We start from the raw sequence: 25,674 nt of genomic DNA on the forward strand, positions 1-25,674 counted from the left end.
TGCTCTTGTTCTGTTCTGCACGGAAAGGAGTTACTCATGAGCGACCTCGTGATTCAGACATGGAATCTCACCAAACAGTATGACGGAAGAGCGGGCTGTAAAAATATCACCCTCGAAGTGCCGCGCGGCGTCGTCTTCGGGTTTATCGGGCCAAATGGCGCAGGCAAGAGCACGTTTGTCCGCACGATGCTCGGGCTGATTCACCCGACGAGCGGACGTGCCGAGATGATGGGCCGACCGATCGGCGATATCGACACCAAGCGCAAGATCGGCTATCTGCCCGAGCTGTTTCGCTATCAGGACTGGCTGACCGGCCGCCAGCTGTTGGAGACGCACGCAGAGTTGGCAGGAGTCCCGCGCCATCTGCGCAAGAAGCGCGTTGACGATCTGATCGAGCGCGTCGGCATGGCCGGGAGAGCGGACGGGAAGATTCGGAAGTTCTCCAAAGGGATGCAGCAGCGGATCGGTCTGGCCTGCGCGCTGATCAGCGACCCCGATCTGATCTTCCTCGACGAGCCGACTTCTGCGCTCGACCCGATCGGGCGTCGGGAGGTCCGCGATCTGATGTCCGAATTGAAACGGGAAGGCAAGACGGTCTTCTTGAACTCGCACCTGCTCTCCGAGGTGGAGACGATCTGCGACCATGTGGCGATCATTCACAAAAGCGAACTGGTCGTCCAAGGGGAATGGCGCAAGCTGACAGAGGCGCAGACCAGAGTGCAGATACGGGCTGCCGGCCTGACCAAGGGCATTCTGAACAGCCTCGACGGGCTGATCCGCGCTTGGGAGCCGGTCGATTCCTCGGCGGAGGACAACACGCAGCGATTCCTGCTCCAACTGTCGGGGGACGACCAGATTCCTGAGCTTGTCAATCTGTTCAGCCAGCGGGGTGTGATGCTGTACGAGCTGGTGCCGATCCAACCGCATCTGGAAGATGTCTTCCTGCACTGGGTGAACCGAAAGGAGCAAGAGCATGTTCTCAATCGCCAAACTGTCATTTAAAGAAACGCTCTATAAGCGCATCTTTCTGATCGCCCTGCTGATGACGATCGCCTTTTTGATCTTTTTTGGCGTCGCCAACCACTACGCCTCCAAAGAGCTGGAAGAACAGTTAAGCTTTCTCGGCGGTGACATCGGCCAGCTGTTGATGGAAAAGTCGATGTTTGCCACCCAAATTCTTTCGATCGGACTCTTTTTTGCCAACTTTATCACGATCTTGCTGACGACGCTCTCCACGGTCGGCAGCGTGTCTGGCGAGATCGAAAGCCACCAGATCGACACGATTCTCGCGCGGCCGATCAAGCGTCGCGATCTGATCCTCGGTAAATTTATCGGGCTGGGCAGCTTGCTGGTGCTCTACTCGCTGTTTATCTTCGGCGGCGTCATTTTGATGAACAAGCTGTTCGGCGGTGCGCTGACCATCACGCTCAGCTTCGAGCAGTTTGCCAAAGCGGGCTCCCTGTTTCTAACCCTCCCCCTGATCACGGCGGCGCTCGGTCTCTGGCTCTCCACTCGCCTGACGACGATCAACGGCGGCATCATCATGATCGTCCTGTTCGGCATCAGCTTTATCGGTGGCTTTATGGAGCAGTTTGGTGCGCTGATGAAAAATGTGGCGCTGCAAAACATCGGCATCCTCTCCTCGCTCGTCTATCCGATCGACGCGCTGTTCAGGCGCATGACCGTCATGCTCTTCGACGTGGCGGACAGCCCGCTCTCCTTTGCTGCGAAGGGCTTGTTTGGCACGGTGGCCATGCCGAGCAATGCGATGCTCATCTATTCGTTCCTGTATGGAGCGCTCCTGCTCTTCTTAGCCGTTCGGAAGTTTAGCAAGCGGGACGTCTAGTTTTACAATAAGGATGCTCCTCGGCAGGTATTGGAGCTCGAAGCCTATAAAAAACAGCACTCGGCAAGAGTGCTGTTTTTCTTCTCTGGACAACAAGGATCGCTCGCGCCCCCTGAACGGAGCCGCACATGCCGTTCACCAGCACCACATCAACAAGCCTCCGATCTTGTGCACCCGTTGCATCGATCTGCTCCCGAAGGCGTCCCCAGATCTCACCCGTCCATCCAACTTCGATCTGGTGGGCCATAATGCTCGCTCCAATCGCATCGCACTTGTCGCGATCTCCACTTCCCGCTTTGCACCCTCCATCCCCTCAGTTCCAGCCTCATCAAACGCTGAAGTGATCACGCTGTTCTCCCTCCGTTTCGCTTCATCGGCCGACCGACTGGCGCGGCTCAATGATTGCTCACGTCGCCCTGGTAACCGGAGGGGTACCGCAGATGCCAGTTCCAAGCGCTGGAGATGATCGTCGACAGATCGCTGTGCTTCGCCTGCCAGCCGATCGCTTCCCTGATCTTTTCCGCCTGCGCCACCAACTCAACAGGTTCGCCCTGTCTGCGCTCCTTCTCCTGCACCGGAAAGCACACTCCCGTCTCCTGCGTCACCGTCTCGATTACCTGACGATCTGATACCCCCCTGCCCGTCCCCACGTTATATGCGCCGCTCGCAAGGCCCGTTTTCAACGCATCGACAGCCAGCACATGCGCTTCTGCCAGATCTTGCACGTGGACATAGTCGCGAACACTCGTCCCGTCCTGCGTGTTGTGATCCGTGCCGAAGATCGAGACCATCTCGCGCAGCCCGAGCGCCGTCTGCAGCACGAGCGGGATCAGGTGCGTCTCGGTGTCGTGATGCTCGCCGAGCGTCCCATCCAGCGCAGCACCTGCCGCATTAAAATACCGCAAAGCGATCCAGCGCAACCCGTATGCCTTCTCCAACCATTCGAACGATTGCTCGATCATCAGCTTGGACAGTCCATACGGATTGAGCGGTTTTTTCTCCGCCTCTTCCGCGATCGGCACCGCCTCAGGACTTCCATACACGGCTGCCGTCGAGGAGAACACGATCGTGTTGACCCCTTGCGCGATCAGATTCGAGACGAACTGCATCGTCTTCGCCGTATTTTCCAGGAAATAAAGATCTGGTTTCGCGATCGATTCGCTGACCTGACCGCGTCCGGCAAAATGGATGACCGCTTCGACGCGGTGCGTGTGGATGATCTCCTCGATCACATCCTGATCAGCGATGTCCGCCTGATAAAACGGCACGTCTGGCGGAACGGCCGCTCGATGTCCTGTCACCAAATTGTCCACAACGACCGCCTGCAGACCTCTTCTCCGCAGCGCCTGCACCGTGTGACTCCCGATGTATCCAGCACCGCCCGTCACCAAAATGCTCCCTTTTGCTCCAGCTTTCATACGTTTCCCCCCTAGATCGCCATCGTTTTTCATCGTTCAACTGGTCGTTCCGCTCTGCTCGATCGCTCTTCGTCTTCATCATAGCGTCTGAACTTTAGAAACCCGTTAAAAAATGACCCGCTCCTGCGCTCTGCGAAAAGTTTCCCATCAAAAAAGCGGAACAGTGCCGATCATGGCGCTGTTCCGCAGTGCAAGGAACGATTCCGATCTGGATGCTGACATGTTGAGGTTCCATTCGATCCGCCCAGCGATCCTAAGCTTCCTTGCTTGCCAAACTTGATCGAGGTGAAACGAACGGCGCGCCTTGAAGCACGAAAAAGGCTAGCCCCTGCACAGAGGCTAGCCTTTTTGGGTCGCGATACATCCGCTTTTCGCAGATCACGATGCGAACGATCGCTGTTGCTGTTGACTTCCCTCGTCGAAGGGCGAAAGGGCGCACTCAGCGAAGAGGCTTACGCCTCTGTCGCCGACAGATGAGACTTGGACAGGCGCTTCTCGTTGATCTCCGCGAGAATGTCCGCGATGAACTCCTCTGCCGACTTGGTGCCGAGGTCGCCCGCTTCGCGGCTGCGAACTGCGACAGAGCCGGTCTCCGCTTCGCGATCGCCGATGATCAGCATGTACGGAACCTTTTGCAGCTGACCGTTGCGGATCTTGTAACCGATCTTCTCATGGTCAGCATCGACAGTCGCGCGAATCTCGTGGTCGAGCAATTTCTCCTTGAGCTGTTCCGCATACTCGATGTGGCGGTCTGCGATCGGCAGAATCCGCACTTGCTCTGGAGCGAGCCAAGTCGGGAACGCGCCGGCAAAGTGCTCGATCAGGATGCCGATAAAGCGCTCGATCGAGCCGAAGATCGCCCGGTGGATGATGATCGGCGTCTTCTGCCCGCCATCGCGATCCACATAGTTGAGGTTGAAGCGGATCGGCAGTTGGAAGTCGAGCTGCAAAGTCGCGCACTGCCAGGTGCGTCCGAGCGAGTCGGTGACATCAAAGTCGAGCTTCGGTCCGTAGAACGCGCCATCGCCCGGGTTGAGCACCCAGTTGGCCCCGATGTCGTTCAGCGTTTTTTCCAGCGTCGCCTCCGCCTTGTTCCACAGCTCAAGCTCTCCCATATACTCTTCCGGACGGGTCGAAAGCTTGACTTTGTAGGTCAGGCCGAGCGTGCTGTACGTTTGGTCGAGCAGTCGGAGCACGCCCATGATCTCCTTTTCGATCTGCTCTTCGGTGCAGAAGAGGTGCGCATCATCTTGGCAGAGGCCGCGCACGCGCATCAGACCGTGTACCGCACCTGACATCTCCCAGCGATGCAGACGCTCGTACTCGGAGTAGCGAACGGGCAGGTCGCGATAGGAATGGACGCCTTCGGAGAACACCAGACAGTGCGCCGGGCAGTTCATCGGCTTCAATCCATACTCGGTGCCGTCCTGGTTCATGAAGTACATGTTGTCCTTGTAGAAGTCGTAGTGGCCCGACTGATGGAACAGGTCGACCTTGAGCACCTGCGGGGTGTTGATCTCCTGATAGCCGAGGCGAAGCTGCGTCTTGTACGACCAGTCGCGCAGCGTGTTCCACAGGACGCGGCCTTTGGGCAGCCAGAACGGAATCGCCGGCGATTCATCGCGCAGCGAGAACAGGCCGAGCTCCTTGCCGAGGCGGCGATGGTCGCGCTTCTTCGCTTCCTCGATGCGGAAGTTATATTGTTCGAGCTCCTTTTGCGACGGATATGACACGCCGTACAGTCGCTGGAGCTGTTTGTTGTTTTGGTCGCCGCGCCAGTAAGCGCCTGCGATGTTGGTGATCTTCAGCGCTTTCACCTTGCCGGTCGACGGCAGGTGCGGTCCATAGCAGAGATCGGTAAACTCCCCTTGCGTATAGGCGGAGATCACTTCGTCTTCCGGCAAGTCTTTGATGATCTCGACCTTGTAGTGTTCGCCGATCCCTTCGAAATAGGCGATCGCGTCCTCGCGGGACAGCTCCTTGCGAACGATCGGGAAGTCAGCCTCGATGATCTTCTTCATCTCCGCTTCTACCTTCTCCACATCTTCAGGCGTCAAGGTGCGAGGGGTGTCGATGTCATAGAAATATCCTTCGTCGATCGTCGGTCCCACGGTCAGCTGCGCATCCGGGAACAGGCGTTTCACCGCTTGTGCCATAATGTGAGTCGAGGTGTGCCAAAACACCTCATGACCTTCAGTCGAATCCCAGGTCACGATCGCGATCTCCGCATCTTGCTTGATCGGATGCGAAAGATCCACGAGGCGACCGTCAACTTTTGCGGCGAGCGCTGCCTTGGCAAGCCCTTTGCCGATACTTGCAGCCACCTCTGCCGGCGTCACCTGTCCGCCCTCGTAAGAACGCACGCTTCCATCCGGCAAAGTTATGTTAATGGACACTGCTAACCCCTCCTAATCTACAATCTGGCAACCTCTGTACATCCTTATTATTATAGGGATCGCCATGTCCCACTGTCAAGAAACGACAGCCCTTTGAGCAGATTCCTAACAAAATTAACGAAATACTCCGATGTTGTTAACCTTTATTTCCTGACATCTAGTATAATAGGGTCGAACTATCACTCTTTTACTAGAGTAGGAGGAAGAAAAAAGATATGAAAAAGAATGGCGTAAAGTTTGGGGCATTGGCAGTCGTCGCTTCGCTGATGACCGCACTGTACAGCCCACAGGCGCTGGCGACCGGCGTGACCACCACATCGGCGCAAGCTCCGACCACCCAAAAAACCGATCTTGAACTCGCTCAGATGAAGGGTGCGATCGTCGGCTATCCGGGCACCACCGATTTGAAAGCAGACAAATATGTAACGCGCGCCGAGCTGGTCGCGATGATCAACAAAGCGCTCAAGCTCGAAGATGTGACCGCGAAAAAATCATCGTTCCACGACCTGGCGACCTGGCAGCGCCAAATCGTTGAAAACGCGGTGGCAGCAGGTCTGGTCTCCGGCGTCGGCAACGGGAACTTCGAGCCGAACCGCGAAGTGACCCGCCAAGAGCTCGCCGTCATCATCGGCGCCTCGATGAACAAAGGTCAAGTTCCGAACGTGAACCAAAAGGTGCTCAACTATTTTAACGATAAAGATCAGGTGGCCGAGTGGGCTCGCCCGTTCGTCGCCTACACGGCGATCGCCGGCGTATTTGAGCCGAACGCAGACGGCAACTTCGACCCGAACGCGAAGATGACCCGCGGCGAAGCGGCGAAAGCGCTGAAGTACGTCCTGTTCGACGTGCTGGATATCCTCTCTACCAATGACATTCATGGCAATATTGAAGTTCAATTTGACAAGAACAAAAATCAAGATCAAGGCGGCATGGAAACGATCGGCGGCATCGTCAACGACTTCCGCTCGGTCAACCCGGATGGCACCGTCGTCGTCGATGGTGGCGACGCATGGCAAGGCACGCTGATCTCCAACCTGTTCAACGGGGAGTCGGTCATCGAATCGATGGAAGAGATCAAGTATGACGCGATGGCGATCGGCAACCACGAGTTCGACTTCGGACGCGACGTGCTGATCGACAACATCAATAAATCGAAAGTGCCGATCATCTCCGCCAACGTCATCGAAGACTCGACCGGCAAGCTGGTCGACTGGACGCAGCCTTATGTGATCTTGGACAAGGGCGGCGTGAAAATCGGCGTCATCGGCTTCTCCACGCCGCAGACGAAGACGACCACCAAGTCGACCAACATCGAAGGACTGTCCTTCCCAGATCCGGCTCCGATCGCCAAAGAGCTGTCTGCAGAGCTGAAGGCGAAAGGGTGCGACGTGGTCATCGTCACCTCCCACCTGCCGGGCGAGCAAGACAAGAAGACCAAAGAGATCATGGGCGAGCTGGTCGACCTGGCCAACGGCACGGGCAACGGCATGATCGACGCTATCATCGGCGGGCACTCCCACCAGCGCGTAGCAGGGATCGTCAACGGCATCCCGGTCGTCGAAGCATCGCAGTGGACATGGGCGCTCGGTCACGTCCAGCTGTTCGTCGACAAGGACAACAAAGATATCGTCTCCTCAAACGCTGGTCTGCTCGAAACGTACACCAACTTGACCACCGCTGATCAGAACGTCAAAAACATCATCAAGGGCTACAAGGACAAAGTGTCGGCGAAAGAGTCGGAAGTGCAAGGCGTTGCAGCGACCGAACTGTCGCGCAAACCGCCTCGCATGTCGCAAAACGGCGGCAAGGACCGCGACGGCGTCACTCCGCTCGGCATGCTGATCACCGATGCGATGCGTCAGGCGGAAGGCTCCGATATCGCCTTCACCAACGCAGGCGGCATCCGCGCAGATGTGAACGCAGGCGAGATCACCTACGGTGAGATGTTTGCCGTCCTTCCGTTCGGCAACACGAACAACACCGGCACGATGACCGCAGAGCAGATCAAGCGCGCGATCGACGTTGTCGACAAATACTCCGGTTTGGTCGCCATGCAATGGTCTGGCGTGAACGTCGAGTGGGACGGCACGCGAAAAGCGGGCGACATGGTGACCAAAGTGACGCTGACCGACGGTACGCCGATCTATGTGGACGGCAAGTACAACGAAAGCCGCACTTTCAAGGTGACCACCAACGACTTCATGGCGACCGGCGCTGGCGACGGCTACACCGTGTTCGGCGAAGTGAAAGATTGGAAGATCGGCGATGTGATGCTCGACTCTTGGGTGAAGATGGTCAAAGACCTGACCGCTCAAGGCAAGCAAGTGACCGTCAAAGATGACGGCCGCGACATCCGCCTCGACCTGAAATAAAAAGAACGTAAAAAGCCGAGAGCTCATGCTCTCGGCTTTTTTGCGGTCGCATACACCAGATAGCGATACTCTGTCTGGCGAAGCGCGTCGAGCGGGTAGCAGGTCATCAGCACCAGCCCCTCCCCTCCCATCTTGACCACACCGTCAGCAGCATGCGCAACGCTCGCACCGGTCACCTGATAGGTGAACACCCCGGCAGAAGTTGTGATCTGGATCTCGTCTCCTCGCTTCAACCGATCGATGTGGCGAAAGTAGGTCGCATTGTGGGCGGCCAGCAGCGCGGTGCTCTCCGTTCCCAGAGCGGCGCTGCCCTGAAAATGACCGACCGCGACGGCGATCTGCTCCTCGTCGGTGCCGGAGAGGATCGGTGCTTCCAGCTGCAGCGATGGGATGGTGAGCCAGCCGAGCGGTGGGGAGATCGCCGCAGGAGGCCCTTGCTCATCATCAGCGTCGCTCCGTGCAGGCGCTGCGTTCGATCCGCCCGCGGTCGTCCCCTCAGCTCGATCGACAGCGCTCGCCTTCGCCCTTGCCAGCAGCTCTTGACCCACCGCGTCGGAGCGATAGAAAAAATAGGGGATCTGCGCCAGCCAGATCAGCCCCGCCAGCATGCAGATCGCACCTAGCAGCATCAGAAGTCGACCGTTTTTCATCTACTTCTTCCTCTTCTTTCTCGCCCAGACGATCATCAGCCCGCCGCTCACCAACAACAAGGCACCCTGCATCGCCATCCTGACCACCGGCACTCCCGTCTGCGGGCTGGTGCCGCCTTCGATCAGGCCGGGAGCGGTAGGCTTTTGTGGCGGGTCATTTTTGGGGTCGGGCTTAGGATCAGGATTGGAGCCGGGGTCAGGCTTGGGAGTGGGATTGCCATCTGCCGGCGGGCAGGGAATGTCTGAACAAGGTCTGGGCGGCGGACAGGTGTTGGTCTCTTCGCAAGGCGGCTTCGGACAAGTATCTGTCACTTCACAGGGCAACGGTGGGCAGGTGTCGGTCACCTCACAAGGTGGTTTCGGGCAGGTGTTCGTCTCCTCGCAAGGCTTCGGCACATCGGGTACCTGGCTGGTGATCACCACAAGCTCCACCCGCCCCTGTTTGCCTTGGTATTCATTCGTAGCTGCGAGCGGCAACCGATACTCGTAGGTGATCACCGCGCGATGATCAGGGCCTAACAGAAAGCTTGGCGACACCTGATCGGATGAGAAAGGCGGGACTTGTATCGCGGTTCCGATCGGTAGGTGAAGACTGTTATACAACATGATCGAATAGGAGATCTCCAGTGGATGTCCATCGGGCGAAAACATCTGAAACAGATCGCCTTCCAGATGATGCTTCACCTGCACCCGCACCTGATCGGCACCTGTGTTTTGCACAGTAAACGCGCCGCTCGCCCCGTCTCCCGGCGCCAGGTTGCCGATCTGCTGCGAACCTGCGAACAGTTCGGCAGGCGAGGCATCGACAGAAAGCGTGCCCAGCTGATTGACAGCGCTTGCGGGCGCAGGCGGGCTCGCCTGTGCCAGACGGTCGCCAGCCGCAAGCATCATCGCCAACAGCAAGGTCATGATGAGCAGAGAAAACTTTTTGACCCGCTTGCTCCTCACCTTTTCCTTCACCCCTCTTTGCTGACCTCTCCCGCGGCACAGCTTGAGACTGCGACAACGCGCTGCCGCAGTCTCAAGCCTCTATCCGATCAGGGGTAGGAAGCCAGATCGCCGCTTAGTTGTGAGCAGACTGCTCCCACTTCGAGCCGAAGGTGAAGAAGACCGATTTGCCTTGGAACGAGTTGGGGTCGATACCCGCAGGCGGAATCCGGTTCATCTCGACCGTGTAGGCGAGAAGCGTCGCTTCGCCCGGCTGCAGCTCAATGCCGAACGAAGATGCTTGAAGCGGCGTGTTCACAAAATTGATCAGCGGTTGGTCGTACATCTTCACGACATTAAACAGGCGGTTGTTGACGCTCGATCCGCGCTCGTTGAGCTGTTCGAGCAGGTACGCGTTGACCGCGTTGAGCAGTTGCGCCACCTGTGTTTGATCCTGGAGGTCTGCGCTCGGGTTCGCATCATACCAGATCCGATAGCCCTCGTTGATGATGTCCATCACAAGGTCCATGTCGCTGCCATCCATGCGCGTAAAGGGAATGAGTCCACGGGTAGGGTCGTACTCTTTGACCTCCCAAATTTTCACTCGCGCTTGTCGAGCGAACAGGATCGAATCGTTATACGCTTGCAGGTTGGCTCCGACCGAGCTGGTCGATACTGGCTGAGCGGAAGAGTTGGTCGGGATGATCGTCAAAGTTTTCAGCTTGGCGGCGAGCGATCCGGTGTTCGATAAGAACAGGCCGCGCGTATGCTTATCGCCTGGCGCCCATTCTCCGGTCGGCATCGCGCCCACCTGACCGATGACCGACTGGGTGTAGAACATCGGACCGACGTTTGGCACATCGTCTCGCTTCGCCGTGATGATCAGCGTCCCCGATTCCACCGTGTTGTGATTGACGACCGAGCTTGAGAACAGCGCGTACGTCGCACCACCGACCACCAGCGTCGTGGCCACAACTCCGGTCAGGGCAAAGATCGCAAGTTTTTTCTTTTTCATCGAACTTGGCTCCTCTCACCATGCGTCCAGATGGGAAACGAGCGGGCGAGATCACACCACCCGTTTCAGCTCATCCTCGAAAGTCGTTTCCTATTGCCAAGCGATCGGGCCGGTGTTGCCCGCGTTTGTGTTGTTGCGAGCTTGCACCGCTTGCACGACCACATTGAACGAGCCGCTTTTGCTCTGGTAGGAGTTGTCTGCCGCAAGCGGGAAGTTGTATGTGACATCAAACGTGGTCGTTCCGCCTGCAGGCACCTTCACCACATCAGCATCCCAGCCGAGCTGCAGAGGTGTTGCTCCGGCGAACAGTTGGCCCGCCTTGGAGGAGTTCGAAGCTGCTTGGTTGATGCGCACCCATGCGTCGAGCGATCCCGCATTGCGCACCGTCATCGTCACCGTACCATTGTCGCCGGGGGCGAGGTTGTTAAAATGGATCGACTGCGAAGCGATCGGGCCGCCCGAAAGATCTTCCAGCGTCAGCGTGCCCGCTGCAAAGTTGTTGCCGCTGTTCACCGCCTCCGATGTGAACAGTGCGTAGGAGCCTGCGCCGATCAGCATAGCGCCCAGCGCGGTTGATACCATTGCCATCGCGATCTTCTTTTTCACTTGAGACGTCCTCCTTTACTTGATGAAGCCATATAGGTTCTGGCTGCTCGACCAGACGTCGAGATGGACATCCGCTGCCGATCAAGCCCCATAGCTGTCATTCCAACCTCGCCTTTCCTTCCACCTCAGCTTCATCCTCAGCTTCATCCTCAGCTTCATCCTCAGCTTCATCCTCAGCTTCATCCTCAGCTTCATCCTCAGCTTCATCCTCAGCTTCATCCTCAGCTTCATCCTCAGCTTCATCCTCAGCTCTGTCCTCAGCTCCATCCTCAGCTCCGTCCTCAGCTCCGTCCTCAGCTCCGTCCTCTGCTTCATCCTCTGCTTCAGCATCCACAGCCGCAGTCGCTTCCGTCTGCGTGGCTGCCATCTGCTCGGCGGTCACCGTATCGACGCTCTCCGCCTGCGGCTCGCTCTCCTTGTTCATGATCTCGCGGATCAGCGCGTAGATCGGGCCTGCGATCAGCAGGACACCGGGGATCAAGAGCAGGATCGCCAAGCCTTGCGTCGTCTTCAACCAGTCGAAAAAGTAGCCGATCTTCGGGATGTGAAAGTCTGCATACTTGCCGATGACTTGCGCCTGCCGCACCGGCTCCGGATCGGCCGCCTCGTTCGCATCCCCCTGCGTCACATAGACCGGGTAGCCGTCTCCCATCTTCACTTCGAGCACGCGGTGGGTGATGATGATCGAGGAGCTTTCTGCCGAGCGAAAGGAGATCACATCGCCAACTTCATATTTGGTGGCAAGATCGCCCGGCTTGACTGCGATCAGATCGCCCGTATCGAACACCGGGCCCATCGATCCGGACAGCACGACCATCAGGGTGTGACCGAACACCTTCGGCTCTCCCCCAGATAGCTTGGAAGCGAGCACGAAGTACAGATTGAAACAGAGCAGCGCGATCAGCAGACCGGAGATGATTTTGCCGATCAGGTTCCTCGCCTTTTTCATTTCAGTCCTCCCTGCATGTGTTTATCCCAGAGCTGGAGGCGTGTGGGTGTCGATCTCGTCAGGGGCGGGAAGCGCCGACATCGAGCCTGCACCTTCGATCTGCGCAGCGGATGACACTGGGGAGCCCCCTGACTTTCCTCCTTTGGACAGATCAGGCCGGTTGCAAGCGCAGTCGGTGCGGTTGGCAGCTCACCGCTTGCTTTCGGTTGCTGCGTCGGCCGGTTGCTGCGCCGGCGCCTCTGCAGGCGGTTGCTCGCTCCGATCCTGTTTTTTGTCATCGCCATGCGGTTTGCAGTGACCCTTCCCCTCCCCCGGCGGGTGGGGCTTGTGCTTCTCACCGTTCTGGTGCGTATCTTCCACACAGAGGTTGCCCGCCGTAACCGAGGACGCGTTGGCGACCTCTGCTGTGAAGAGCGAGTTGGTCATGCGGGAGCTTTCCACCCCCAGCAGGACGGTCGTCGAAAACGCGGTCAGCATGGCGACGCTCATCATCCCCCACTGCCTTCGCCGCTGCTGACGGGTGCGCTTTCCCCGCTCCAAACGCGTTTCTTGCACGCTCTGCTCGATCGATTCGAACGGCTCGATGACGTTCACCCCCTTCAACTCTCAGCCTCGCTGTCATTTTCCTCCACTACCATATGACCGATATAACGAACACAGAACTGAAATTACCGCTTCATGTCCTCTTTAGCGAACAGCCATGTCGACTCGCTCTCCGCTCCTATTCGCTCGCCTCCATCGAGGCTCGTGTTTGATTTATTTGTTTTAATGATGTAACCGAATCGTCGGGACTATATTTATAGCGGGTGACATAGGATGACTAAAGATCATCGACCTATACCATCCAGGAAGTTGTTTGCTACAATGGAAAGAAAGAGGAGGAGGGGGAGAGCATGCTCGGAGCAAAAATTCGCCAACTTCGAAAAGAGAGAGGAATCAGCTTGGGCGAGTTGGCTGCGCGCGCCGATTGTGCGAAGAGCTATTTGAGCGACATCGAGCGCGGCGTCCGCGACAATCCGTCGATCCAATTTCTTGAGAAGATCGCCTCTGTGCTTGAGGTGCCGACCGACTTCTTTTTTGATCGGAGCTATACCACCGCCCAGATGTTGGCGAGCGAATTGGCACCTGAGCTGGTGGCATTGGTCAAGCAGCTCGATCTCGGCTGGTTGCAGCTGACGCAGCAAGCGGCGGCGAGCGGTCTGACCAAAGAACAGTTTCAAGAGTTTATCGAATATGCGCGCTGGAAGGCGTCGCAGTCTGCCGATACATGAACATCCGCCGCTTCTCCTTGTCAGGATCACTGGCAGCGAGAGTCGGTTTTTTTGTTCCGCGCTGGTCGATTTGCTGTACAGATTTTGTCTATTTTTCGTTCAGTTTTGGTCTAACCCCGCAATCGTTTCCATACTCTTGGTAACGGAGTACCGCCAAGCGTAAAAGGTAAACCATGTGAAAGCATGGGGCGCAAAGCTTCGGGCCTAAGGCGAGGTGGATGTGGGGTCGACCTCGCGATGGCAGCCGGGCTGCCGAATGAGCGGGTGCATGGCAGAGGACAAACACGTTTCTACAGGGGTAGGGGGAACGAAATGCCAATGCAGATGCCCTCATTTCTCGTTCGCTTCACCATGAACAAGCAGCTTGTCGAAGTGAGCGGCGACCAAAAGGCGCTCAGCCCGCAGCGAGCGATGTCGAACAGCTTGCGGCCACAGAGCCTGCCTGTTCTGCTCACGGCGCGGCAGCAAAGAAAAGAGCCGATCTCCTGAGCGGGAGATCGGCTCTTTTTCGTTTCTGTACGAACTAGCGGTTGTTGTGCTTCACCAGCGCCGCTTTCACAAAATCGCGGAACAGCGGTTGCGGACGGTTCGGTCGCGACGTGAACTCCGGGTGGAACTGCGATGCGACAAACCACGGGTGATCTGCCAACTCGATGATCTCGACCAGACGGCCGTCCGGCGAGGTTCCGGAGAACAGGAAGCCCTGGTTCTTCATCTCTTCACGGTACTCGTTGTTAAACTCATAGCGGTGGCGATGGCGCTCATAGATCAGAGCGTCGCCATACGCATCGTACGCTTTCGTGCCCGTCTCCACCTTGCAGGGATAGAGGCCGAGGCGAAGCGTGCCGCCCAGGTCTTCGATCTCCTTCTGCTCGGGGAGCAAGTCGATGATCGGATGGGTGGTCAGCTCGTTGATCTCGCTCGAATTCGCATCCGCATGGCCGAGCACATTGCGCGCATACTCGATGCAAGCAACCTGCATGCCCAGACAGATGCCGAGGAACGGAATCTTCTTCTCGCGCGCATACTGGGTCGCGATGATCTTGCCTTCCACGCCGCGATCCCCGAAGCCGCCCGGCACGAGGATGCCATCCGCATCGCGCAGCAGCTCCTCGACGTTCTCCTCAGTCACCTCTTCGGCTGGCACCCAGTCGATCTCAATGTTCGAGTCTGCCGCATAGCCGGCATGGTACAGCGCTTCTGCCACCGAGATGTACGCGTCGCGAAGCGACACATATTTGCCGACGAGCGCGATCTTGGTCGTGTGCTGCAAGTTTTTCACCTTGCTGACCAGCTCGATCCACTCGGTCATGTCCGCTTTGGGCACATCGAACCCGAAGTGGCGAACGACCAGTTCGTCCAAGCCTTCCTCCTGGAACATCAACGGCAGATCATAGAGCGTGTCCGCATCCTGCGCCTCGATGACCGCATCCTGATCGGTATCGCAGAACAGCGCGATCTTGCGCTTCACGTCGAGCGACAGCGGCATCGAAGTCCGGCAGACGATGATGTTCGGGGAAATCCCGATCGAGCGCAGTTCCTTGACCGAGTGCTGGGTCGGCTTGGTCTTGATCTCGCCCGCTTTGCCGAGGTACGGAATCAGCGTGACATGGATGTACATCACATTTTCCCGACCGACATCCGACTTGATCTGGCGAATCGCTTCGAGGAACGGCAGGGACTCGATATCGCCTACCGTACCGCCGATCTCGGTGATCACCACATCGGCAGACGTATCTTTCGCCGCGCGGAAGACGCGCTCTTTGATCTCGTTGGTGATGTGCGGGATCACCTGAACGGTGCCGCCAAGGTAGTCACCACGGCGCTCCTTGGAGATGACCGACCAATACACCTTCCCGGTCGTGATGTTGTTGTTCTTCGACAGGTTGATATCGATAAAGCGTTCGTAGTGACCGAGGTCGAGGTCTGTTTCCGCACCGTCGTCTGTGACGAACACCTCACCGTGCTGATACGGGCTCATCGTGCCCGGATCGACGTTGATATACGGGTCAAACTTTTGAATCGTTACTTTCAGACCGCGATTTTTCAACAAGCGACCGAGCGATGCAGCGGTAATCCCTTTGCCTAACGAAGAAACAACACCGCCTGTGACGAAAATATACTTTGCCATGCCTTGCTGTGCCCCCTATGTACTGCGTGATTGAAGTAGTTTTTGCAATCCGTACACAAAAAAAAACGAACCTGTTCGCTTTTTTCCAAAATACCTTTAGTATCTTAGCGTTCCCTCGCAACGTTGTCAATAGAGGACCAGCAAAAAGAGCCGCGCCCTATTTTCAGGTTCGCGGCTTTGTTCGTTATATCGTATCACTTAAAACTCTTCTTCATCCTCATAGGAATCGAGTTCTTCCTCATCCGAGTCAGCCTCGTCCTCTTCTTCGTCATCAAAATCCTCTTCGGCGAGCTCTTCATCTTCTTCAGCATCTGGGGTGAGCTCTTCCTGATCGGCGTCATCTTCCGAATAGTCGCCAAAGGAATCGTCCTCTTCAGCTTCTTCCTCGAACGAATCTTCGTCCTCATCGTAGAAGTCGTCATCATCGTCAAGATCTTTGCGAACGAACTTCTTGCCGGTCGCCGCTTTCTCTGGCGCCGCTTTATCGGTTGGATACCAACGCTTCAGTCCCCACACGTTGCCACCGATGCAGACGAAGCGGCCGTCGATGTTGATCTCGGTGTACAGACGCGCGATCACATCGTTCACCTGCTCTTCAGACAGGCCTTTCAGGCGCGCCAGCTCTGCCATCAGATCGCGGAAATGGTAGGGATTGTTGGTTGTCTTTAAAACGAGATACGCGAGGTCGACGAGGGACAGCTCCGCAATTTGCTTTGGATCAAGATGCAATGCTTGTTCGGACAAGGCCCGCACTTCCTTTCCGTTTTACCTATCGATGTATGTACAAATTCCAGAACATCCTGCCGGTGAGTCCAATACTTCAGTATAGCCGCCGTCAGGAAGAATATTCATCTTTGCATAGAGAGCAAGTGCAATTATAGCACAAAAATCGTACAAGGTAAAAGGGAATTGTTCAAAGTCTTGGGCATACTACAACCAGAAGATCGAAGGAGGCGGTTGCAGATGAACTATGTGTGGTCCTATGTCGGGATCGCGCTCGCGGTGGCAGCTCTCGTCGGTGGAACGATCTGGTGGATGTATTCGAAATACAGCCGGAAAGCAAAATGATCGCACGCGAAAAGCCACCCTGTCCGAGTGGCTTTTCGCGTTGCCGATCTTATTTTGTTTTATCGATTTTCGCGAGAAGTGCGAGCCAATAGCCGTAACGAGTCCAGTATGATTCGATTTCTTTGATCCGCAATTCATGACATTTTTCGAGGTTGTACTCTTGAATGTCATTGAGGTTAAAACCCATGATGAAGTCCCTCCAAAAAAACTTTTTTTGTTGCCAGCCGACGATATACTCTATGTTGGAGGGACCTTTTTGTGAACGGCGAAAATATAATAAAATTATTCCGAAAATTAAATTCATTTGGACCGCGTTGACAAAAAATAAAAAACCTCCTCGCGCACCGAGAAGGCTTTTCTGATCAAACCTCAATTACGTAGCGGATACTTGTGCTGAAATCACCGCAGATGCCACCATGACGACAGCAGACAGGAACATGAAGCCTGCCAATGCCATCTTGCGCTGTTTGACCATGGAAACCATAGTGAACACGCACAGTACGGCGAAGATCACAAACACAACTGCGACTGAGATCGGATGTAACGGCATCCCTTCGAACAACATCATGAGACTTGTCACCTCTTTATTTCAGATGATAAAAACGAACATTCCATAGACTAGACCGTTCCATAGACTATTTTATTATAATGAACAACTACATGTTGTGTCAAAACGAGGAATTTTATGTAGATCTCTTGAACATATTTTTGGAAATCGAGGGGTCACAAACAAAAGGCACCTCCAAGCGAGGCTGGAAGTGCCGTTGTTGACGTTATCTCGAAAAAATTAGCCGCGTCGGCCACCACGACCTCCACGCTTCGACTCATGACGTTTGAGTGCAGATAGACGGTCTTCGCTTTCTTTCAAGAAGCGGTTCATCTTATCTTCAAAGTTCAGTCGGTTGCCGCCGCCTTGCGCACGTCCACCACCACGATTGCCACCGCCGCGCGGGCCTCTGTCTTCACGGCCGCCATGCGGACGGTCGGGACGAGGAGGACGGTCGCCGCGCCCAAAATCGCGCTTCTGACCCGCTTCTTGGCCGGGCTGTGGATCTTTTGCTTGGCGAATCGAAAGGCCAATCTTCCCGTCTTTGTCCACGTTGATGACTTTGACGGTGACTTCGTCGTTGACTTTCAGATGATCATTAATGTCTTTCACGTAAGTATCGGCAATTTCCGAGATGTGCACGAGACCCGTGACGTTACCGGGTAGCAACACGAATGCACCAAAATTGGTGATCCCTGTTACCTTCCCAACCAGTTTGCTGCCCAATTCAATGGCCATGTTAGAGAAAGCTCCTCCTTAAGGGTGAACACAAGTTTCCAACTAAAATTATAACGAGAGAACCCCAATAATTCAAGAAGGGAGAAGTTTACTGTTTCGGCGGCAAAAACAACGTTTCGCCCTCTTTGACCATCAGGTACTTTTTGCGCGCGATTTCCGCAATGTAATCAGGGTCGTTCAATTGCTCAATCTTCTTTTGCAGTTCTTGGTTAGTCTCCTGCATCAGCTTGATCTCCGAGTTCAACTGCGCCTGATCTTGATTCAGCCGGTCGATGTCTGGAGATTGCACGAAGAAGAACACATAAGCAGCCCAGGTCATAAAGGCCAGCAGAAACAAGTTGCGGAAATTCAATCTCTTCTTCGCTTTTGCCGGAGCGGTGCGGTCAGTTGGAACAGGATGCTTTTTTTCAGAATCCTGTTGCATGGGCAGTACGTTTTTCCGAGCCGGTTTGCTCATCCTGTTCGCCTCCTGTTCGTCAGCGCTTCTTGTTGTCGTCATCATCCTGATCTTTGCCGACTAACCACTTCGCCACAGCGCGCAGAAATCCTTTCCATCTGCTCTTTACTCGCTGAACAAATTTTTGCACCGGGCGCACCACAGGTCCGACCAGCGGTTCGATCGCCAAGCGATAGAGCTTGTGCAACAGCCAGCTGCAAACGCGCAAGAGCGGCTGGAACGGCCAGAGGATCAGGCGCTCAAGACCTGCTGCCAGCCGATCGATCAAGCGCCACAGGGCGAGCAACAGCGATCCGATCCAGAGCAGCGGGGTCACCACCAGCATCATGAACAGCCGGTAGATCATCTTCACGCTGAACGTGATCGCCAGCACGATGCGGACTGTGCTCCCAACCACCAGTTTACGCAAGAGCAGGCGATAAAGTACGAGGCCGATTCCCAAAAGTACGAACACGTACACCCTGACATCCCCGTGGTTGACCTCATGCAGAGCGACGAGGACCAGCAGCAGGGCGAACACCCAGAAGAGAAAGTCGAGCACCGGGCCTAAGAAGCGGAGATATTTCCACTCGGACAGGATCGTTCGATAGACATCATAAACGGCACCGAGTACGGCGCCGCTCAGGCTCATGGACAGTATGGCGAGGTATTGCATCTGCTGATTCATTCCCGTCGCCCCTTTCCGTTCGCTCTAGCGGAACAGCTTGCTGAATAGGCCCTTTGCCTTCTCACCTGCCGACATCCCTTCATCAAAGTACCCCATGTCTAAAATCAGGCCCTCGATCGCCACGATCCCATTTTCCAGATTGAGCGTTTTAATATGCAGATTCTCCCCGCGGATCGCTAAAAAGCCGTATTGCGTCTTCAGGACAAACTCTTGCGCATCGAAGCTCTCGACGTTGAGCACGCCGGTCAGCTCAAGATTTTGCCTGTTGCGGAGGATGACTTCATGCTGCGGGTAATTTTTATTGCGCAGACGTTCCTCTTGCATCAACAGTTCCTCCTCATCACACCAGTTGGTACAATCTATGCGGAGGGTCGTCCGTTCAATACAAAAAAATAGAGCACCGACTGGTATGTCGGTGCTCTACCTCACGTAGTTTAGTCCTCATCCTCTTCGTCGTCATCGTCCAGGTCAGGCTCGCCCGAACGCTTCGTCTCCGAGAGGATCGTATACATCTGGGCCGCAAGTTCCTTCTTCGCAGATTCTTGCAGCACCTCGACGCGTGCTTCGACGATCTTCTGGCCGAACTTCACCGTCAACACATCGCCGCAGGCGACGCTGGTGCTGGCTTTTGCCGGGCGTCCGTTGATCGAGATACGCCCCTGATCGCACACTTCTTTGGCCAGGGTGCGCCGCTTGATCAGACGGGACACTTTGAGGAATTTGTCCAAGCGCATGAGACTACTTCGTCGCTTCTTTCAGCTTGTTGCCCGGTTTGAAAGCCGGAACGACAGACTCTGGGATGGTGATCTCAGCGCCGGTCTTCGGGTTGCGGCCCGAGCGAGCTGCGCGCTTGCGGGTTTCGAATGTGCCAAAGCCGATCAGTTGCACCTTGTCGCCTGCAGCCAGTGCCTCTTCGATCGTTTCCAAAAAGCTGTTAACCGCAAGTTCTGCGTCTTTTTTCTTCAGGCCGGATTTTTCCGCTACTGCGGTGATCAGTTCTACCTTATTCATCGTGATAATATGCCCCTTTCCAAAAGCCAATGGTGTTTTGGGTTAAAAATACCAAGTGGTAATTCGTGCTTTCTTCACAAAAATCCTGCCGATCGCCTATAAAATTGCAGAAAGCAACATCAGGAGCGACGTTTCGCCTCTTCCCAGAGCTGATCCATCTCTTCTAAACTGCTTTCCTCCAAGGTCTTCCCCCGCTCTCGCAGCGAGTTTTCGATGTGTTGGAAGCGGTCGCGAAACTTGCGGTTGGTGCTGGCGAGCGCCGTTTCGGGGTCCACCTCTAAGAAGCGCGCCAAGTTGATCATCGCGAAGAGCAAATCGCCAAATTCGTCAGACTTGCCGCTCGTCTCTTGTAATTCATTTATTTCTTCTTTTACCTTTTTATATACATCGGCGATGTCCGACCAGTCAAACCCGACCTGAGCCGCCTTCTTCTGCAAGCGGATCGCGGCGGTGACGGACGGCAGCGCGCTCGGGATGTCGTCTAAGATCGAGCGCTGCACCAACCCTTTTTCCGCCTTCTCCTGCGCTTTGATCTCCTGCCAGTTCTGCACGACCTCCTCTGCCGTATCCGCCTCTCTGCCGCCGCCGAAGACGTGCGGATGGCGCCTGATCATCTTGTCGGCAGCGGAGCGGATCACCTCGTAGATGTCGAACGTGCCCTCCTCAGCGCCGATCTGCGCGTGCAGCACGATCTGCAGGAGCAGATCGCCCAGCTCGTCGGCCAGCTCGAACGGATCGTCCTTGTCGATCGCCTCCGCCACCTCGTACGCTTCTTCCAGCACGTATTTGCGCAGCGACTGGTGCGTCTGCTTCAGATCCCACGGACAGCCCTCCTCCGGGTCGCGCAGCCTGCTTACGATTTCGACATATCGCCACATCTGGCGGTGGACGACCGCCTCCTCTTCGGTGCTCGGCACGAAGACGGAGGTGAGGTGGTCGATCCAGTCGAGGCGATCGAGTTCGTACAGCGGGATGGTGAGCACCTTCTCCATCCCTTCCACGCCGATCGCGCGCACGACGGTGACCGGATAGTCGTCTGTGTACTGCTCCATCAGGGTCAGCTTGACCTCCGATGCCACGTCTGGCGAATAGACCTGCATGATCACCGCGTGCAGGCTGGGGTTGAGCTGGCGGGGACGCAAGCTCGTCCCATCGAGCAACAGCATCCCGTCGGCCGGGTCGACGCCGACGTGGACGAGCAGATCGTCGAGAAAAGAGTGCCCAGGCCCGATCACAACCTCCACGCCTGCACGCGCCCCTTGGCGGCGGAGGTGTTGCACCGTCGTCTCCGCCACGCCCGGATGGCCGGGCACCGCATAGACGATCTGTCCCTGCTCGCGCGCTGCATTCAGCAGGTGGTCAGCGATCTTCTGATAGACCTCTGCAAACTGTTCAGACTGCTCATAATAGTGATCAAAAGCAGTAAAGACGATCCCCTTCTCGCGGAGATCGTCGACGACAGGATGGCGCTCAGTTCGCAAAAAAACCGCGCTTCCCATCTGCTGTTGCTCTTCTAAGATCGTATAGGTACCGAGGGGCAGCCCGTTCCACGAACCAGGCCCGAGCCCCACGACTGTCACTTTTGCCATCGATTTGTTCCACTCCTTATCATCTGATCAAGCCGAGCTTTTGAAACAGTGCGCCCAGGCGCGGGCCCACCTTGGGAATCCCCGCGATGTCTGAGCGCGTCACCGCCCCGGTGACCATCAGCGCAAGCGCGTAGACGGCACCCGACCCGGCGATGGCGACGAGCGTTGCCGCCGCTGCGACCAGCCGATCGGAGCTGAGCACGCCAGCGAGCAGCGGCCACAGCTCGCGCAGGATCGAATAGGCGGCCACCCCCATGAAAAAGGTGGCGAGCAGCGGGCGCACAAGCATCGCCCGCAGGTCGAACACCACGCCGGTGCGGCGATACATGCTGTAGAGGTTGAGCAGGGTGGCGAGCAGGTAGGAGATGACGGTGGAGATCGCCGCCCCGTTGATCCCCCAGATCGGGACGAGCAGGAAGTTCAGCCCGAGCTTGACCACCGCCCCGATGAACAGGTTGCGCACCGGAACGTAGACGACGCCCATGCCCTGCAGGATCGAGGAGGTCGTCAGCTGAATCGAGGCGAACAGGGTGGCTGCCGCGATCGCGATGATCGCCTGGGTGCCCTCCGTGTCCTTAAACAGCATGATGTCGATCGGCGAGGCGAGCAGGGCGAGCCCGACTGCAGACGGCAGGGCGACCAGCACGGTCATCCGCATCGCCAGCTCCATCCGCCGCGCGACGAGCGTGGCGTTCTTCAGGGCGATCGCCGCCGCAATCGCCGGCAACAGCGCCGTGCCGATCGCCGAGGCGAACGTGGTCGGCAAGAGCATCAGCTTGAACGCGCGCCCGGTCAGCAGCCCGAACATCTCGGTCGCCTCCTGCTGCGAGTAACCGCACGCTTTGAGCAGGTTGACGACCGTCACCACATCGATGTTGTTCATCAGCGGCACGACCAGCGCGCCCAGCGAGATCGGCAGCGCGTACCAGCAGAGCTTTTTGATATGCGCGCGCGTCCGCTGCTGTGGAACTTTGTTGCGAAAGCGCATGTCGTGGCGGAACAGCTCCCGCCTTCTCCAGGCATAGACCAGCAGGATGAGAAAGCCAACCACCCCGCCGGTAAACGCGCCAAAAGCAGCACCTGCTGCTGCGTGTGCCTCCGAATAGCCCCACTTGAGCAACAGCACAGCCGCCACGAGGATCGTCCCCACCCGAACCAGCTGCTCGGTCACCTGCGAGATCGCCGTCGGCTCCATCCGCTGCCAACCTTGAAAATAGCCGCGAAAGGCGCTCATGATCGGCACGACGAGCAGCGCTGGCGAGATCGCCCGGATCGCGATCGCCGCATCTTGATCGCCAAACCAGACGGCGAACCGATCCGCCCCGTAATAGAGCATAAAAAAGCAGACGACTCCTGACAGCGTCAGCAGAGCGGAGGAGACGCGGAACACTTTTTTCGCACCTGCATAATCGCCGAGCGCGATATGCTCCGCCACAAATTTAGAGACGGCGACCGGAAAGCCTGCCGTCGAAAGAATCAACAAGGTCGAATAGATCGGGTAGGCCATCTGATAGAGGCCGATCCCCCGATCCCCGATGATGTTTTGTAGAAAGATCGTATAGACAGAGCCCAGCACCTTCGACAGGATGCCAGCCAGCCCGAGCACGAGCGCACCGCGCAAAAACAGGTTGCGTTCTGTCATCGGCAACTCCTCCTAAGTATAGCATACCTGGCAGATCATCCCTGCGAGGCTCGTTCCTTCTCATCGTATGAGACAGGAGCAGGAGTTAGGACTGGCACCCTGAAATGTGTCGACCGCTCGGCGCAGAAAAAGACAGGTCGCCGCAAACAACCTGTCTATCGCTTCATAAGGCTATAGGATTATTGCTCCATCTGCTTGGCGAGAAAACCAGCTGCCGTCTCCGCGAGCTTCGTTTCCAGCTCGCCCATCTTGACCGCCTCGTCGCGGGAGAGGATGACCACCGTGCCGATCGGATCGCCGCCGGCGATGATCGGAGCGATCACCTGGGAGGAGAACATTTCCGATTTGTCGCGCGTGATGCCATATTCGCCTGGCGCGAAGCTGGTGATCGTCTTGCGATCGTCCATCGAGCGCTCAATGTCCGAGCCGACCGGCTTTTCCATAAAGTCTTTCTTCGAGGTGCCCGAGACGGCGATGATCACATCGCGGTCGGTGATCAGGCAGATGTGTCCGAGCGTCTCGGACAGCGACTCCGCATACTCTTTTGCAAAATCGCCAAGTTCGCCGATCGGCGAATATTTTTTGAGTATGACTTCTCCATCGCGGTCTACAAAAATCTCCAGCGGGTCCCCTTCCCGGATGCGGAGAGTTCTACGAATTTCCTTCGGAATCACGACACGGCCCAAATCGTCGATTCTGCGTACAATTCCTGTTGCCTTCATTTCTTCGATTCGACCTCTCTTTCCGTGGAATCAAGCTAGCAAGGTATGGATAGGTATCTGGATCGATCTGTATGTGTTTCTATAGATATCTATCTGCTGTTGGCATTATCTTGTCCACGCCCCTTGATTTTTACCATTGGTACATTGTGGGTTGGGAATCCCCCTTTCTTTTGGATGGGAAAGTGAGGTTAGTATTGAGCCTGCTCAGGGCGTTTATGCATGGGGAGAGGGGGGTAAAACAGCGCCGGCTCGCTGGCGCAGGTGGGGCACTCATCCGTTCATAATCCTTGCTGCTCTGTGATCCAGATCGCGCCTTATTTAAGGGGGGCTCCTGCTGCGGGAGGATTGTCACGTGAGGATGGAAGCCGGGAACGGTCGATTGTATCGCAAACAGGCGGATGTAAGCTCACCCGCCTGTTCGATGTAGACTCATTTTTCGCAACCGCTTTGCAGAAGGCGGTTTTTTTCACCGATCAGGAGCGAAAGAACGTCATGTAGACTCCGAACGCTCCCATCAGGAGAAAGGAGCCCATGACGAACAGAAAGAACATCCTCAACCACTTGGGCATCTGAGACAGGATGACTTTCTTCGGAGGCCCTCCTCCTTCAATCCGCTGCAGCGGCAACAGCTGCTCATCGACCCATACCTCGTGTGGCGGGTCGAGCGGATCATGCTGATGATTGACCGTCTGATGGTATTTCATCTGCTACCTCCCTTCTGCTTCTTGAGGCTATTTTTCAAAAATGTATACCACTGAGCGAAATGGTTTACTGCTCCTTGCTATACTTGTCGTTGACTTCCTTCGTGTACTTGGAGATGCGTTTGTGGTTGTCTTCCTCTTGTTTCGCATACAGTTCGACGGTGCGATCTGTTGTGTATTTCCCCTGCGTCACAGCGACAATCCCAAGATTGTTGGTATCTGGTGCCTTGAATAGGAAGAGGATATACTCTTTTCCTTGTTTCATCGCTTTGTAGCCTGCGATCGACACGATCACTCCCCGATGAGTTGCGACCGGTTCGGCAACAGTGAGCACGTCCCCTTGCGCCACAACGCCTTTGTATACCGCAGAGACCTGAAAGCGAGAGATTGTCTCCACATCCATTATTGTGCCAATCGGTGAGGTGGTCACGTTTTCCTTTCCGTCCAACTTCACTCCACGAACGATCAGGTCTGAATGATCTTCCAGCTCTTGCAAGGAACGAAAAGACTCGACCTTTGCATGAGCGACGCTCACTTTGGTGTCACCCTCTCGGAAATTGACCTCAAGCTCTTTTTGTACCTCTTCAGACTGTGCAACATGTTTCGTATTTTTTTGCGCCGCCCAGATTCCCGTGAGTGCCAACACGACAGCCAGAGTGGAGATCATGATGATTTTTTTCATCCGGTTCACCTCAATTATAGATTGTGGTGATCTTCGAATTTGCGACGAGGCGTACGCCGCTGTCGGGAATAGCGCGATGCACATCAATACCAAAAAGGTCGCCTTGCACCGTTTATACACATTACAATCCACGAATATTAAAAATTATAATCACTTTACATATCATTATATATTATACATATTTTTCAAGTTGGAATCAAATGGTTTCTCTATTTTAGATTATCCACTCCACATCCCTCCCCATCAAAAAACGCCCTCGTCTCTTTTAC

Annotated in this window: 27 protein-coding genes and 1 riboswitch; of the genes, 5 read left to right on the forward strand and 22 right to left on the reverse strand. The window is 56.0% G+C overall.

Annotation, left to right across the window (positions count from 1 at the left end; all coding sequences use genetic code 11):
• The first annotated feature begins 36 nt into the window (after positions 1–36).
• On the forward strand, positions 37–1,002 hold the full coding sequence (locus ACFSOY_RS11700) for an ABC transporter ATP-binding protein (RefSeq protein WP_386046865.1): 966 nt from the start codon (positions 37–39) through the stop codon (positions 1,000–1,002).
• Complete coding sequence (locus ACFSOY_RS11705; RefSeq protein ID WP_386046867.1) at positions 974–1,846, forward strand: ABC transporter permease; 873 nt, start codon at positions 974–976, stop codon at positions 1,844–1,846. Before ACFSOY_RS11700 ends, ACFSOY_RS11705 begins: the two co-directional genes overlap by 29 nt.
• A 395-nt stretch (positions 1,847–2,241) precedes the next feature.
• Here the strand turns inward: ACFSOY_RS11705 and galE are convergent, their stop codons facing one another.
• Positions 2,242–3,264 carry a UDP-glucose 4-epimerase GalE gene (galE, locus tag ACFSOY_RS11710; protein WP_386046868.1) on the reverse strand — a complete coding sequence of 341 codons (1,023 nt, stop codon included), beginning with the start codon at positions 3,262–3,264 and terminating at the stop codon, positions 2,242–2,244.
• A 452-nt stretch (positions 3,265–3,716) separates the two neighbouring features.
• Positions 3,717–5,660 (reverse strand): threonine--tRNA ligase, encoded by a 1,944-nt coding sequence (gene thrS / locus ACFSOY_RS11715; protein WP_386046870.1) that lies wholly within the window; start codon positions 5,658–5,660, stop codon positions 3,717–3,719.
• Between the two features lie 215 nt (positions 5,661–5,875).
• On the opposite strand from thrS, the gene ACFSOY_RS11720 reads away from it, so the two are divergent.
• Positions 5,876–8,032, forward strand: a complete 2,157-nt coding sequence (locus ACFSOY_RS11720; protein ID WP_386046872.1) for a 5'-nucleotidase C-terminal domain-containing protein — start codon at positions 5,876–5,878, stop codon at positions 8,030–8,032.
• Positions 8,033–8,055: 23 nt separating this feature from the next.
• On the opposite strand, the gene ACFSOY_RS11725 is transcribed toward ACFSOY_RS11720, so the two are convergent.
• The 6 genes from ACFSOY_RS11725 to ACFSOY_RS11750 form a co-directional block, all read right to left on the reverse strand.
• Positions 8,056–8,682, reverse strand: a complete 627-nt coding sequence (locus tag ACFSOY_RS11725) for a class D sortase (protein WP_386046874.1) — start codon at positions 8,680–8,682, stop codon at positions 8,056–8,058.
• Complete coding sequence (locus ACFSOY_RS11730; RefSeq protein WP_386046876.1) at positions 8,683–9,630, reverse strand: hypothetical protein; 948 nt, start codon at positions 9,628–9,630, stop codon at positions 8,683–8,685.
• Between the two features lie 115 nt (positions 9,631–9,745).
• Positions 9,746–10,624, reverse strand: coding sequence for a TasA family protein (locus tag ACFSOY_RS11735; protein ID WP_386046877.1), 879 nt, complete (start codon positions 10,622–10,624; stop codon positions 9,746–9,748).
• 90 nt (positions 10,625–10,714) lie between these two features.
• Positions 10,715–11,230, reverse strand: a complete 516-nt coding sequence (locus ACFSOY_RS11740) for a TasA family protein (protein ID WP_386046880.1) — start codon at positions 11,228–11,230, stop codon at positions 10,715–10,717.
• A 97-nt stretch (positions 11,231–11,327) separates the two neighbouring features.
• Complete coding sequence (locus ACFSOY_RS11745) at positions 11,328–12,179, reverse strand: signal peptidase I (protein WP_386046882.1); 852 nt, start codon at positions 12,177–12,179, stop codon at positions 11,328–11,330.
• A gap of 189 nt (positions 12,180–12,368) precedes the next feature.
• Positions 12,369–12,782 (reverse strand): hypothetical protein, encoded by a 414-nt coding sequence (locus ACFSOY_RS11750; RefSeq protein ID WP_386046883.1) that lies wholly within the window; start codon positions 12,780–12,782, stop codon positions 12,369–12,371.
• Between the two features lie 290 nt (positions 12,783–13,072).
• Here ACFSOY_RS11750 and ACFSOY_RS11755 point away from each other — a divergent pair, with 290 nt between their 5' ends.
• Positions 13,073–13,450, forward strand: coding sequence for a helix-turn-helix domain-containing protein (locus ACFSOY_RS11755; protein ID WP_386046885.1), 378 nt, complete (start codon positions 13,073–13,075; stop codon positions 13,448–13,450).
• 155 nt (positions 13,451–13,605) lie between these two features.
• A riboswitch (cyclic di-GMP riboswitch) is annotated at positions 13,606–13,707 on the forward strand.
• 55 nt (positions 13,708–13,762) lie between these two features.
• The gene (locus ACFSOY_RS11760; RefSeq protein WP_386046886.1) at positions 13,763–13,939 is read left to right on the forward strand and encodes a hypothetical protein; all 177 of its coding nucleotides are present in this window, start codon (positions 13,763–13,765) and stop codon (positions 13,937–13,939) included.
• A gap of 34 nt (positions 13,940–13,973) precedes the next feature.
• Here the strand turns inward: ACFSOY_RS11760 and ACFSOY_RS11765 are convergent, their stop codons facing one another.
• From ACFSOY_RS11765 to ACFSOY_RS11830, 14 genes are all read right to left on the reverse strand, one after another.
• Positions 13,974–15,581, reverse strand: a complete 1,608-nt coding sequence (locus tag ACFSOY_RS11765; protein ID WP_386046888.1) for a CTP synthase — start codon at positions 15,579–15,581, stop codon at positions 13,974–13,976.
• A gap of 198 nt (positions 15,582–15,779) precedes the next feature.
• Entirely contained in the window at positions 15,780–16,325 is a 546-nt protein-coding gene (gene rpoE, locus ACFSOY_RS11770) for a DNA-directed RNA polymerase subunit delta (protein ID WP_386046889.1), read from the reverse strand.
• A gap of 697 nt (positions 16,326–17,022) precedes the next feature.
• Entirely contained in the window at positions 17,023–17,217 is a 195-nt protein-coding gene (locus ACFSOY_RS11775) for a hypothetical protein (protein WP_386046891.1), read from the reverse strand.
• Between the two features lie 219 nt (positions 17,218–17,436).
• The gene (locus tag ACFSOY_RS11780) at positions 17,437–17,934 is read right to left on the reverse strand and encodes a S1 domain-containing RNA-binding protein (RefSeq protein WP_386046893.1); all 498 of its coding nucleotides are present in this window, start codon (positions 17,932–17,934) and stop codon (positions 17,437–17,439) included.
• 88 nt (positions 17,935–18,022) lie between these two features.
• On the reverse strand, positions 18,023–18,391 hold the full coding sequence (locus ACFSOY_RS11785) for an FtsB family cell division protein (RefSeq protein ID WP_386046895.1): 369 nt from the start codon (positions 18,389–18,391) through the stop codon (positions 18,023–18,025).
• Positions 18,392–18,410: 19 nt separating this feature from the next.
• Positions 18,411–19,058, reverse strand: a complete 648-nt coding sequence (gene yabQ, locus ACFSOY_RS11790; RefSeq protein ID WP_386046897.1) for a spore cortex biosynthesis protein YabQ — start codon at positions 19,056–19,058, stop codon at positions 18,411–18,413.
• Between the two features lie 24 nt (positions 19,059–19,082).
• Positions 19,083–19,382 carry a sporulation protein YabP gene (gene yabP, locus ACFSOY_RS11795; protein ID WP_386046899.1) on the reverse strand — a complete coding sequence of 100 codons (300 nt, stop codon included), beginning with the start codon at positions 19,380–19,382 and terminating at the stop codon, positions 19,083–19,085.
• Positions 19,383–19,492: 110 nt separating this feature from the next.
• Positions 19,493–19,792 carry an RNA-binding S4 domain-containing protein gene (locus ACFSOY_RS11800; RefSeq protein WP_386046901.1) on the reverse strand — a complete coding sequence of 100 codons (300 nt, stop codon included), beginning with the start codon at positions 19,790–19,792 and terminating at the stop codon, positions 19,493–19,495.
• A 4-nt stretch (positions 19,793–19,796) separates the two neighbouring features.
• Complete coding sequence (locus ACFSOY_RS11805) at positions 19,797–20,069, reverse strand: HU family DNA-binding protein (protein ID WP_087456378.1); 273 nt, start codon at positions 20,067–20,069, stop codon at positions 19,797–19,799.
• Between the two features lie 119 nt (positions 20,070–20,188).
• Positions 20,189–21,658 carry a bifunctional methyltransferase/pyrophosphohydrolase YabN gene (yabN, locus tag ACFSOY_RS11810; protein ID WP_386046902.1) on the reverse strand — a complete coding sequence of 490 codons (1,470 nt, stop codon included), beginning with the start codon at positions 21,656–21,658 and terminating at the stop codon, positions 20,189–20,191.
• A gap of 19 nt (positions 21,659–21,677) precedes the next feature.
• Positions 21,678–23,300 (reverse strand): putative polysaccharide biosynthesis protein, encoded by a 1,623-nt coding sequence (locus ACFSOY_RS11815; RefSeq protein WP_386046904.1) that lies wholly within the window; start codon positions 23,298–23,300, stop codon positions 21,678–21,680.
• Between the two features lie 179 nt (positions 23,301–23,479).
• A complete protein-coding gene (gene spoVT / locus ACFSOY_RS11820) occupies positions 23,480–24,022 on the reverse strand; it encodes a stage V sporulation protein T (protein WP_386046906.1) in 543 nt (180 codons plus the stop codon).
• A 473-nt stretch (positions 24,023–24,495) separates the two neighbouring features.
• On the reverse strand, positions 24,496–24,726 hold the full coding sequence (locus tag ACFSOY_RS11825; RefSeq protein ID WP_386046908.1) for a hypothetical protein: 231 nt from the start codon (positions 24,724–24,726) through the stop codon (positions 24,496–24,498).
• A 64-nt stretch (positions 24,727–24,790) separates the two neighbouring features.
• The gene (locus ACFSOY_RS11830) at positions 24,791–25,405 is read right to left on the reverse strand and encodes a hypothetical protein (RefSeq protein WP_386046910.1); all 615 of its coding nucleotides are present in this window, start codon (positions 25,403–25,405) and stop codon (positions 24,791–24,793) included.
• Positions 25,406–25,674: the final 269 nt, after the last annotated feature.

The organism is Tumebacillus lipolyticus (assembly GCF_042682745.1).
Taxonomy (GTDB): domain Bacteria; phylum Bacillota; class Bacilli; order Tumebacillales; family Tumebacillaceae; genus Tumebacillus_A; species Tumebacillus_A lipolyticus.